Origin of the sequence: Pseudomonas faucium (assembly GCF_021602585.1) — a bacterium.
Lineage (GTDB): Bacteria > Pseudomonadota > Gammaproteobacteria > Pseudomonadales > Pseudomonadaceae > Aquipseudomonas > Aquipseudomonas faucium.
In genome coordinates this window covers 126,262-137,899 of sequence record NZ_BQIP01000012.1, presented here as the reverse complement: position 1 = coordinate 137,899, position 11,638 = coordinate 126,262, and the positions used below count along the sequence as shown (strand labels likewise).

At 56.1% G+C, this 11,638-nt stretch carries 10 protein-coding genes and 1 pseudogene; 10 read left to right on the top strand and 1 reads right to left on the bottom strand.

Features of this window, described 5'->3' with window-relative positions:
- Positions 1 to 20: 20 nt before the first annotated feature.
- From rpsA to L6D75_RS15980, 10 genes and pseudogenes are all read left to right on the top strand, one after another.
- On the top strand, positions 21 to 1,697 hold the full coding sequence (gene rpsA, locus L6D75_RS16025) for a 30S ribosomal protein S1 (protein WP_008095150.1): 1,677 nt from the start codon (positions 21 to 23) through the stop codon (positions 1,695 to 1,697).
- 242 nt (positions 1,698 to 1,939) lie between these two features.
- The gene (ihfB, locus tag L6D75_RS16020; RefSeq protein ID WP_167058638.1) at positions 1,940 to 2,236 is read left to right on the top strand and encodes an integration host factor subunit beta; all 297 of its coding nucleotides are present in this window, start codon (positions 1,940 to 1,942) and stop codon (positions 2,234 to 2,236) included.
- A 19-nt stretch (positions 2,237 to 2,255) separates the two neighbouring features.
- Complete coding sequence (locus L6D75_RS16015) at positions 2,256 to 2,522, top strand: LapA family protein (RefSeq protein ID WP_176514211.1); 267 nt, start codon at positions 2,256 to 2,258, stop codon at positions 2,520 to 2,522.
- Positions 2,523 to 2,621: 99 nt separating this feature from the next.
- Positions 2,622 to 2,934: pseudogene (locus L6D75_RS16010) on the top strand (MBL fold metallo-hydrolase); the annotation flags it as partial.
- 751 nt (positions 2,935 to 3,685) lie between these two features.
- Entirely contained in the window at positions 3,686 to 4,939 is a 1,254-nt protein-coding gene (locus L6D75_RS16005; protein WP_236193680.1) for a glycosyltransferase family 4 protein, read from the top strand.
- The gene (locus L6D75_RS16000; protein WP_176514209.1) at positions 4,939 to 5,799 is read left to right on the top strand and encodes a dTDP-4-dehydrorhamnose reductase family protein; all 861 of its coding nucleotides are present in this window, start codon (positions 4,939 to 4,941) and stop codon (positions 5,797 to 5,799) included. The genes L6D75_RS16005 and L6D75_RS16000 overlap by 1 nt, the downstream gene beginning before the upstream one ends.
- Positions 5,800 to 5,820: 21 nt before the next feature.
- Positions 5,821 to 6,831 carry a polysaccharide biosynthesis protein gene (locus tag L6D75_RS15995; protein WP_176514207.1) on the top strand — a complete coding sequence of 337 codons (1,011 nt, stop codon included), beginning with the start codon at positions 5,821 to 5,823 and terminating at the stop codon, positions 6,829 to 6,831.
- Positions 6,824 to 7,948: a non-hydrolyzing UDP-N-acetylglucosamine 2-epimerase gene (gene wecB / locus L6D75_RS15990; protein ID WP_176514205.1), complete on the top strand. Its 1,125-nt coding sequence runs from the start codon at positions 6,824 to 6,826 to the stop codon at positions 7,946 to 7,948. The genes L6D75_RS15995 and wecB overlap by 8 nt, the downstream gene beginning before the upstream one ends.
- A 205-nt stretch (positions 7,949 to 8,153) precedes the next feature.
- Positions 8,154 to 9,080, top strand: a complete 927-nt coding sequence (locus L6D75_RS15985; protein WP_176514203.1) for an NAD-dependent epimerase/dehydratase family protein — start codon at positions 8,154 to 8,156, stop codon at positions 9,078 to 9,080.
- Entirely contained in the window at positions 9,077 to 10,204 is a 1,128-nt protein-coding gene (locus L6D75_RS15980) for a glycosyltransferase (protein ID WP_176514201.1), read from the top strand. Before L6D75_RS15985 ends, L6D75_RS15980 begins: the two co-directional genes overlap by 4 nt.
- 51 nt (positions 10,205 to 10,255) lie before the next feature.
- Here the strand turns inward: L6D75_RS15980 and L6D75_RS15975 are convergent, their stop codons facing one another.
- Entirely contained in the window at positions 10,256 to 11,617 is a 1,362-nt protein-coding gene (locus L6D75_RS15975) for a hypothetical protein (RefSeq protein ID WP_176514199.1), read from the bottom strand.
- Positions 11,618 to 11,638: the final 21 nt, after the last annotated feature.

Here is an 11,638-nt window from a genome sequence, read left to right as displayed (position 1 = left end):
CCGAATCTACAGGAATTAAAATGAGCGAAAGCTTTGCAGAACTCTTTGAAGAAAGCCTGAAAACCCTCAATCTTCAGCCGGGCGCGATCATCTCCGGTATCGTTGTCGACATCGACGGCGACTGGGTTACCGTACACGCTGGCCTGAAGTCCGAGGGCGTCATCCCGCTCGAGCAGTTCTACAACGAAGCTGGCGAGCTGACCATCAAGGTCGGTGACGAAGTTCACGTTGCGCTGGACGCGGTCGAAGACGGCTTTGGCGAAACCAAACTGTCCCGTGAAAAAGCCAAGCGCGCCGAGTGCTGGATTGTTCTGGAAGCAGCTTTCGCCGCCGAAGAAGTGGTCAAGGGCGTTATCAACGGTAAGGTTAAGGGCGGCTTCACTGTCGACGTTAACGGCATCCGTGCGTTCCTGCCGGGCTCCCTGGTTGATGTCCGCCCTGTGCGCGACACCACCCACCTGGAAGGCAAAGAGCTGGAGTTCAAGGTCATCAAGCTGGACCAGAAGCGCAACAACGTTGTCGTTTCCCGTCGCAGCGTGCTGGAAGCCGAGAACAGCGCCGAGCGCGAAGCCCTGCTGGAAACCCTGCAGGAAGGCCAACAGGTCAAAGGTATCGTCAAGAACCTCACCGACTACGGCGCCTTCGTGGACCTGGGCGGCATCGACGGCCTGCTGCACATCACCGACATGGCCTGGAAGCGCATCAAGCACCCGTCGGAAATCGTCAACGTTGGTGACGAAGTCGACGTTCGCGTTCTGAAGTTCGACCGTGAGCGCAACCGCGTTTCCCTGGGTCTGAAGCAGATGGGCGAAGATCCGTGGGTAGCTATCACTTCGCGTTACCCAGAAGGTACTCGCGTACAGGCTCGCGTTACCAACCTGACCGACTACGGCTGCTTCGCTGAGCTGGAAGAAGGCGTTGAAGGTCTGGTACACGTTTCCGAAATGGACTGGACCAACAAGAACATCCACCCGTCGAAAGTCGTTCAGGTTGGCGACGAAGTGGAAGTCATGGTTCTGGACATCGACGAAGAGCGTCGTCGTATCTCCCTGGGCATCAAGCAGTGCAAGTCCAACCCATGGGAAGACTTCTCCGGCCAGTTCAACAAGGGTGACAAGATCACCGGTACCATCAAGTCGATCACCGACTTCGGTATCTTCATCGGCCTGGACGGCGGCATCGACGGCCTGGTTCACCTGTCCGACATCTCCTGGAACGAAACCGGCGAAGAAGCCGTGCGTCGCTTCAAGAAGGGCGACGAGCTGGAAACCGTCATCCTGTCGGTTGACCCAGAGCGCGAGCGCATCTCCCTGGGCATCAAGCAGCTGGAAGACGATCCGTTCTCCAACTTCGTTGCTGTCAACGACAAGGGCGCTATCGTCAAGGGCATCGTGAAAGAAGTTGACGCCAAGGGCGCCATCGTCACCCTGGCCGACGACATCGAAGCCACTCTGAAAGCTTCCGAAATCAGCCGTGATCGCGTTGAAGACGCGCGTAACGTCCTGAAGGAAGGCGAAGAGATCGAAGCCAAGATCATCAGCGTTGACCGCAAATCGCGCGTCATCAGCCTGTCGATCAAGTCGAAAGACGACGCTGAAGAGCGTGAAGCCATCCAGAGCCTGAAAAACGCTCCGGAAGCGGCTGCCGACACCACCATGGCTGCGCTGCTGCGCGAAGCAATGGCCAAGCAGAACTGAGTTCTGTTTGATCGGTAAAAAAGGGTGGCCTTCGGGCCACCCTTTTTTTATGCCCGATTTTCTCTTGCTCCTGCGCCGCTCCTGGCGGGAGCTGGCTTGCCGTCTGTGGTCCCGCTGTTATTTCTTCGGGTGGCGTTCTTGAATTTTTTTATTAAGTCAAGATCCACCCTGTTCAAAACCCTCCGAGCGTGCTACAAACTGATTAAGCAATGATCTAGCTGCTTGATAACGAAGGGAAAAATATGACGAAGTCGGAGCTGATCGAACGTATTGTCACCCATCAAGGGCTGCTCTCGTCCAAGGACGTGGAGCTGGCCATCAAGACCATGCTTGAACAGATGTCGCAATGCCTGGCCACTGGCGATCGTATCGAGATCCGTGGTTTTGGCAGCTTTTCCTTGCACTATCGCGCGCCGCGCGTGGGGCGCAACCCCAAGACTGGTCAGTCGGTCGAGCTCGAAGGCAAGTTCGTGCCACATTTCAAGCCGGGCAAAGAGCTGCGCGACCGGGTCAATGAAGAAGAACACGAACACCTCTGAGCCATGAAGGAGCAGTCTGATGCGTAACCTCAAGCGCGCCCTGGCGGCGTTGTTCGTGCTGCTGTTGGCGGCTGTGGTGCTGTTCTTCGTGCTGGAGAACCAGCAGGCAGTGTCGCTGGTGCTGTTCGGCTGGTCGGCACCGGCGTTGCCCGTGGCCGTGCCTGTGCTCGCTGCCTTGATTGTAGGGTTGGCGGTAGGGCCGCTGTTGGGGGCTTACGGCGTGCAGCGTAGTAAGCGCAAGATTCGCGCATCTGCACGTCAGGCGGCATTGAGCGGCAGCCGATGAAAATTCCTACGTCTTTGTAGGAATGTCTCACCTATGCGTGCGCCCATCGAAATGGAGTAATAGATACTTCATTTCCGGCTTTGGCGAGCGCGCAGCAGTATGGAGATTCCCGCCCTTTCCCATCATGGTGGCACTCGAGAAGTAAGAGGTTCGTGCCATCAGCTTCATTTCCACCCAGCCACCCGTCTGCCGATCGACCGCAGCCTGAATAGCCGGGTTCGAAGTTCGCGCAGGTCTCCGCTATCCAGGCGCTGGTCGTCACTCACGTTCATCTTGATCACGTCGGCCCAACTCCAATGTTGCTGGCTCCTGGTTATCGTGGGCCACTTCTGTGTAGCGAGCCTTCAGAAGGCTGTTTCCGTTGGTGCTGGAAAATGTCTCCACGTTAGGTATCGGCGCCGATCCGGGGCGGGAGTGACGCAATCCTGCGCTACTCAACAATTGATCGCGGACAAGCTGATTAGCCATCCTCATCCCGGGCTTCAGGCTAGGCGCTGGTGTCAATCGACTGGGTAAGTTTGATACGTTCGCCCTCGTTCTGCGTACTTGGTACAGCGACCACGCATAATTTAATTTGGGCATCTGGCTGCGATGCACAATCATGGATATGCTGGGCGCCAAGCAGCTGTGTTTTTCGCTAAACCGATAAGTGGTCGTGTTTTTTGCGCGCCACAAAGGAACTACCTATGGCGGCCGGGGACTTAAAACAGGCCTTCGGGGTCTGTTTGAAACGTCTTGAGGCGAAGGTCGGGCAACGCGAAAGCAGCCGAGGAAGCGGAGTTTACGGGTAGTGAATGAGCAATCGGGGCTGTTTTCAGCGCAGCCTAGCAAGGTCTGTGCACAGGTCACTGTCATATGAGCTGGGCAAAGTCAGGGGGGGCGACCTGAATCAGGTCGATCCGGCATTGGGGGGAAGCCAAAGGATGGCGATTTTTGGATAACTATAAAAGTATGCGACAAGTTAGGGGCAGGATCCGGATGCAAATGCAGCTAGTCTTTTCTGTCTACAAGTTATTGATTTGGCGGATATTTGTTTTACTCTCTGGTTGGCATGTTGCTTTTCATTGTGCGCCGAGCTATGCATCCGGGCGAGCCTCTGCCATTGAAGGGAGGGTTGTGTCCCTACTCTGGCAGATGACGCCAAGCCAGAAGGAAATGCCCGCGTGACGCGAACCTCCTTGAAAGTTGCTGTTGTGAGCCAGTATTTCTTTCCAGAAAACTTCATTATTAACGATATAGTTAAGGAGTTGGCGGCGTTAGGCCATCACGTTGAGGTGTTCACCGGCAAGCCCAACTACCCAAGTGGCGAGATTTTTTCAGGCTATCAGGCAGAGGGGTGTGTTGAGGAACGCTTTGGTGACAATGTCACTGTTCATCGCGCGCCGCTTCGTCCACGTAAGCAGGGAGGTGCAAAGAATCTCATTCTCAATTACTGGTCGTTTGTTTTCAACGGTACCCGCTACTTCAGCAAACAGGCCAGGCGTGGCAAATTTGATATCTATTTCGTCTTTGCACCTTCACCGATCCTTTCCGTGATTCCAGCGTTGGCCATGAAACGGCTGTACCGTGCGCCGGTTTTCCTGTGGGTGCAGGATCTGTGGCCGGAGAGCCTCGAGGCGACCGGTTTCATTCGCAACAAGCTGCTACTGCGCCTCGTTGGTGTGCTTGTTCGTGGCCTCTACTGGGCTGTCGATGCTATTCTCGTGCAATCTCGGGCCTTTATCGAACCTGTCAGTCGTTATGCGCGTGCTGACAAGATCAGCTACTACCCCAACTCCTATCTCCAGGATGATGTCCCGGAGGTGGGGGCATTGCCTGGTACGCTCACGAGCCTGTTGCAGGATCATTTTTGTGTGGTGTTTGCCGGTAACTTGGGGAATGCCCAGGGTTTAGGTACCGTCGTCGAAGCGGCACGGTTGCTGAAAGCGGCAAGTTCGCCTGTGAGGATTGTAATGGTCGGCACGGGCAGCAGAGCGCAATGGTTGTCGGAGGAAAAACACAGGTTGGGCCTGGATAACCTGGTGATCACAGGTGCTTTTCCTCGCTCTGCAATGGCCGAACTATTCGATCGCAGTGCCGCGTTGCTGGTGACACTGAAGCGAGACGAGATTTTTGGTTGTACGATCCCCAGCAAGGTACAGGCATACCTGGCTGCTGGACGGCCGATTATCGGTTCGCTGGATGGGGAGGGTGCTCGGGTGATCAACGATTCAGGCGCTGGCGTGACCTGTGCAGCTGAAGACGGCGCTGGGCTGGCCGCATGCATAGAGTCAATTCAAGGCCTGCCTGCCGCCCAGCGTGAGCAGATGGGTGACCACGGAAGAAGCTACTTTTTGAAACATTTTGAACTGCGCGCCCAATGCGAGGCGCTGGTACAGAAGTTCGAACAACGGATTCAACAGGACAAAGCACAGTAATGAAGATATTGGTATTGGGCGCAACGGGCATGCTGGGCAATGCCGTAATCCGGTATATCTCAGCCAACTCCACCCATCAGGTTTATGGCACCTTGCGCTCAGATTCCGGACGCAAGTTCTTTCCCCGGCAGCAGGCCGACTTTCTGCTGCCAGGAGTGGATGTTCTTGATTGCGATGCTCTGATGGCCGCATTCGTCAAGGTTCGACCGGATGTTGTGATCAACTGCGTAGGCTTGATCAAGCAGCTTGCCGATGCCAAAGACCCTCTGACAGCATTGCCCTTGAATGCCATGCTCCCGCATCGCCTGGCAACTTTGTGCCGGGTCTCCGGTGCCCGCCTGATTCATGTCAGCACCGATTGCGTGTTTGCTGGGGATAAAGGCATGTATCGGGAGGAGGATGAGTCAGACTGCACTGACCTGTACGGTAAGTCGAAGTACATCGGCGAGTTGCATGACTGTGATAACGCGGTGACCCTGCGAACCTCCATCATCGGCCATGAATTGCAGAGCAGTGCGTCGCTGATCGACTGGTTCCTTGCTCAGCAAGGCAGCGTCAAGGGGTTCAACAAGGCTATTTTCTCGGGGCTGCCCACTGCCGAACTGGCCAGAGTGATTCTGGAGCATGTTATCCCTGATGTTTCATTGAAAGGGCTTTACCATGTGTCTGCCGAGCCGATCAACAAATATGAACTGCTCAAAACGGTCGCAGACGTCTATGGGAAGGCCATCGAGATCGTGCCCGATGACAGACTGGTGATCGACCGTTCGCTCGATTCCTCGCGGTTCCGAGCGGCTACAGGTTACGCGCCGCCCTCCTGGCGTGCACTCATTGAGTTCATGCACGCACAGCGTCAATAAATCATTTCAAGGAGAGGACCCGTGTTCGACAACAAGATTCTGATGATTACCGGTGGCACTGGCTCATTCGGTAATACCGTGCTCAAACGTTTCCTCAACACGAACGTGAAAGAAATTCGCGTTTTCAGCCGCGACGAGAAGAAACAGGAAGACATGCGCATTGCCTTGTCCAACGACAAGGTCAAGTTTTACATCGGTGATGTGCGTGATTACCAAAGCGTGGCCGAGGCGATGATTGGCGTCGACTACATTTTTCATGCGGCTGCACTGAAGCAGGTACCGTCCTGCGAGTTCTACCCGATGGAAGCTGTCAAGACCAACGTCATCGGTACCGAAAATGTGCTCAACGCAGCGATTGCCAGCGGCGTGCAACGGGTTGTGGTGTTGAGTACCGACAAGGCCGTCTACCCGATCAATGCCATGGGTATTTCCAAGGCCATGGCTGAAAAGCTGATGGTTGCAAAGTCGCGCATGATCCCCGCCCGCGGTCCGGTCATCTGCGCTACCCGCTACGGCAACGTGATGGCCTCGCGCGGCTCGGTGATTCCGTTGTTCGTGGAGCAGTTGAAGTCGGGTAGTGAGTTGACCGTTACCGATCCGAACATGACGCGTTTCCTCATGTCTCTGGAAGATTCCGTGGATCTGGTTCTGCATGCCTTCGAGCATGCCGAACAGGGCGATATCTTTGTACAGAAGGCTCCAGCGTCCACTGTTGAAGCGCTTGCCGAAGCGCTGAAGCAGCTGTTCGGGCGTGACAACACGGTCAAGGTTATCGGTACTCGCCATGGTGAAAAGCTATACGAGTCGCTGATCTCCCGCGAGGAGATGGCCAAGGCTGACGACATGGGCCGTTACTACAGGATTCCAGCAGACAATCGTGACCTTAACTACAAGAAGTATTTCGTTGAGGGCGAGCAACATATTTCCGATCTGGATGACTATACCTCCCACAATACCGAGCGCCTCGATATCGATGGCATCAAGGCGCTGCTGCTGAAACTCGACTACATTCAGGAAGAACTCAATGCTTAAGGTCATGACGCTGGTCGGTACTCGTCCCGAACTGATCAAGATGAGCCGTGTCATCGCCGAGCTGGATGAGCAGACTCATCACGTACTGGTGCACTCTGGTCAAAACTACGACTTCGAACTCAATCAGGTTTTCTTCGACGACCTGGGCATTCGCAAACCTGACCACTTCCTGGGGGCGGTCGGTGCAACTGCTGCGGGCACGATTGCCGAAGTGATCGCCAAGTCCGATGAGATTTTCGAGCTGGAAAAACCAGATGCTTTGCTGCTTTACGGCGACACCAACACGTGCTTGGCAGTGATTGCAGCCAAGCGTCGCAAGATACCGGTATTCCACATGGAGGCCGGTAATCGCTGTTTTGATCAGCGTGTACCCGAGGAGCTCAATCGCAAGGTGCTTGATCATCTTAGCGATATAAACATGGTGCTCACGGAACATGCACGGCGTTACTTGTTGGCCGAGGGGATCCGCCCTGAGACCATCATCAAGACCGGCTCGCATATGGACGAAGTGCTCAACTACTATCGTCCGCGTATCGATGCGTCGACGGTACTGGAGCGGGAAGGTCTTGTTGAAGGACAGTACTTCGTCGTCAGCACGCACCGTGAAGAAAACGTCGATACACCACAAAATCTACGAGATCTGCTGGCGTCGTTGCGTGCCTTGGCAGACGCCTATGGCCACCCGATCGTGGTGTCCACTCACCCGCGTACGCGCAAGCGTCTCGAGGACCTGGGTGAATCGATTGATCATCCGCTGATCCGCTTCGTCAAGCCATTCGGCTTGCTCGATTACATCAAGCTGCAGATGGGCGCACGTTGCGTGCTCTCCGACAGCGGTACCATCACCGAGGAGGCATCACTGCTGAACCTCCCTGCGGTCACTATCCGCAACGCCCATGAGCGTCCAGAGGGCATGGATGAAGGCACGTTGATCATGTGCGGCCTGACCCCTCAGCGTGTGCTGGATGCTGTGCGCGTGGTGGTCAGCCAGCATGATCGCAATCGACGCGTGATCCCGGTAGTCGACGATTACTTGGGCGGCCCGGTTTCCAAGCAAGTGGTGCGTATCGTTTACAGCTACACCGACTACATCAACCGGACTGTCTGGTCCAAGTAGCGTCTCCAAGCCAAGGCTGCCCGCAGGGTTTACGGCGGCGGCCTGGGTTGAAGTACGTGCGGGTGAATTGCGCAGGCAGCTTGCTTGCGCATGCCGATCTGTCTGTGCCATTACCTGTCGATAACCCACGTGGTGACGTTGAACTGCGCAGGGTTGCCATGTTCGCGGTTTTGCCCAGGCCACCGGAATGGAGAACTCACGACACATGAAAAAGCTGGTGGTAATTGGAGGAAGCGGATTTGTCGGGCGCCACTTGCTTGCCTGTAAAGGCAGCCTTGCGGGCGTTGAGATGATTTACGCAGTTCACCGCAGTGAGCCGGACTGGCTGATTGCATCTTCGGTCCAGGTGGAGCGTTTCGACGTCAATGAAACCCACTCCTTGGAATCGATTTTGTCCCCGGGTTGTACCGTCATCAATTTACTCAGGCCCGATGGCAGTGGCTGGTTCGAGGGGGCGATTGCCAATATTCTCGACGCCTGCAAGGGCGCAAGGATCAAGCGTTACGTGCACGTCTCGAGCATTGATGTATTCGGCTCGGCACCGGATGCAGTCGTTGATGCTTCTACGCCTATTGATCCGCGCACGCCCTATGAACGGGAACACGCAGCCGCTGAAGCACGGGTTCGCAATGTACCGGCGCAATGCTTTGAGGCGCTGGTGTTGCGGTTAGGCGCGGTTTTTGGAGTTGGGGGGCTGAACATCACGTCGTTCGTCGATGAGGTTGCTCGCGCACCGCTCTGGAAGCTTGCGTTGCGCAGGTTGCTTTACGGGCAAAGAAGGATGCACCTGGTCAGTGTCGAGCGGGTGGTGCAAACCTTGCTGTTCGTATCGCAGGTTCCCCTTATTCGTCAGGGCGAAGTGGTGTTGGTTACCGATGATGCGTGCACTGACAACAACTTCGGTTTTTTACAGGATGCATTGCTGCAGGCGTTTGCTCGGCCATCGCTAGGCCGCTTGCCGCATTTGCCGCCCGCAGCGCTGGCGGTGCTGCTACGTATGCGCAAGATCAGCAATGCCAACCCCATGCGTCGCTTTCGTGAAACTCGGCTGGCCGAATGGGGCCAGCCTGAGGCAGCAGATTTCAACCTGCAGATACAGCGTTATGTGGCCGTGCTGAGGGCATCTGCATGAGAGTCTTGCTGGTCAATATCTCGCTTGACGCAAAGTTGGGTGGCGGTACTGCCGAGCGCACGCGACATCTGGCAGTGCACATGGCAAAAGCGGGGAGCGCCTGCGAAGTTTGGGCCATGTCTGGCAACTCGTGGCAGCAAGAGTTCCAGGCGCAAGGCGTGATGTGTTACATCACAGGTTGCATCGGCCGTAGGTTTCCGCTGCCGTTGTTGAACCCCGTGCGAGCTTGGCGTTCGATACGTAAGGCTGACGTGATACACATCATGGGCTATTGGAACCTGCTGAGCGTCGCCATGGGGTTCATGGCGCTGGCTTGCAGACGGCCTTTCATCCTGTGTCCGGCTGGTGAGTTCAGTTCGATCGGTTCGCCGCAGCGGATCAAGAAGGCTTTCCATTTTTGCCTGGGGCGGTGGCTGATAAAGGCCGCCTCAGGTTTCATCGCCATCACTGCCTTGGAGCGTGAGTTGATCGCCAAGGTGGCAAGTGTTGATGAAGCCGACATTCCCGTTGTGTGCAATGCAGTCGTGGAGCCTGAACAGTCATCGGTGGTGAGCATCCCAGTTCCGGATGAGCCGTTCATTCTGTTCATGGGCAGGCTGGCACCCGTCAAAGGGCCTGATCTACTGATTCAGGCATATATCGATACACCAGCAGCCCACCGTTACCCGCTGGTCATGGCTGGGCCGGACTTTGGCATGCAGCAGGAGCTCAAGGCTCTGGTCGACGCGGCTGGGCTAGAGCGTCAGATTTTCTTCATCGGTTTTCTTGATGAGGCGCAGAGGACGGCTGCTTACCGAAAGGCGATGATGCTGGTCATTCCGTCCCGGTCTGAGGCGATGTCGTTGGTGGCACTTGAGGCCGGTGTAGTTGGGTTGCCCGTACTGCTCACCGATACGTGCGGGTTCGACCAGGTCGCAGCGGTACAGGGTGGCATGGTCGTACCGGCCAGTGCCGAAGGTATCGCTTCAGGCTTGCAGAGCATGCTGGCTCAGCCTGATGAACTGCCCCGGCGTGGTGAACGTCTCAAAGCGTATGTACTGCACAACTACACCTGGACTGCCACGGTACAAATGATGCTGCAGCAATTCGCCCGCTTGCTGCGCACAGGCTCGATGATGAAGTGAAGTGTAAGGTTGGTATCGGCCCGCTGCTCGGGCCGATACACGTTACCTGCGTCAGCTTGCTACATGTACCGCAGCAGGTTCGGACCTGCGCCTTCCCGCCAAGGTGGCACTGCAAATGAACATCGTCAGTGCATAGGGCATCCAGACGACAGGCCGTTGATAGATGCTCAGGGCAAACAACGCGAAGAAGAGCAGAACCCATAACTTGCGCTTGGCGTTGCGGATGATGGCGAAGGTCAGGCTGATCATGCTCACGGCGAACAAGAACGTGCCGATCAGGCCGTAGTCGGTCAACAAGCGCGTGACAACTTGAGACACGCCACCATAGACAACGCTGGAGTCGGCACCCAAACCAAAAAGCAGGCCTTTGATGTCTGCGTTGCGATAGCGTTCGAGCAGCTTGTCCATTTCCGGCAGGGAGCGGTTATTGATGTACTGAACCTGGCGCAGGTGCTGCTCATCTTTGCGCGCAGAGGCAAGTTCGGGGGAAGTGACAGGGGCGCTGCTGACCGTGCGCTCATCTGCAATCGCAGGAGATTCCTGTTTCTGCTTCGCGGGTACCTCGACATGCACCTCGCTGATAGGTGGCGCAGCGCTGGGTTTGATGATGCCTAGAATCAGAAGCCCGAACAGGCCCAGCAGTGCCAGCGGTAGTAACGTCAGGAGCGACCTGGAATACAGCAAGCGAAACGCAAAGCCGATGAATGCCATGATGATGAACGCCAGGGAGCAGGAGAGCAGGCCCCCGAGGAATATCACCAGGCATGGCAGAGGTTTGAGGCGAAACCGATTGCCCGCCAGGAGAAAGGCCGCGATCGTGCCAACCATGCCAGGCTCGTCATACACAGCGCAGAGCCGATATAGCTCACCCCCCCAAGGCATCGAGAGGTTATTGCCCGAGAGCAGCAGAGCTCCGGGCGCATGTAGGTACGCCCCGCCTTGTGCAGCCATTTCCGGGTTGAGCAGTGGCATCGGTTCCATGTGCGGTGCAACGCCAAGGATGGCCGCTATGGAAACAAGGATGCCGGGCACCAGGCTGGCCGCGAATATCCATCCAAACCACTGCAGAACCTTGGCTCGACGCTCGTCCGAGAAGACTGAAAGGGCCAGAATCGTTGGCATGACGAAATACCACCGTGTGGTACTTCCATCGACTTTGGGTAGCATGCTGATGTACAGCACGAACAGGCAGATCAAGATGAAACCGGGCAGCTCGCTTCGGCGTGGGCGATCACCCTGCATCAGGGCAAGGATTGCCAGGCAGCCTGATAGTACGCCGGCAACTACCATATGGCGCAATGAGTGCCAGAGAAAATAGGGGTTTAGCGTTATCCAGGCACACAATGCGAACAGCGGCGAGAGGGCCGTATCGAGCGGAGCGCTTAAACGATGATGGCTGAGAGCGATTTTCATTGTGTGTGGATCTGCCTGATC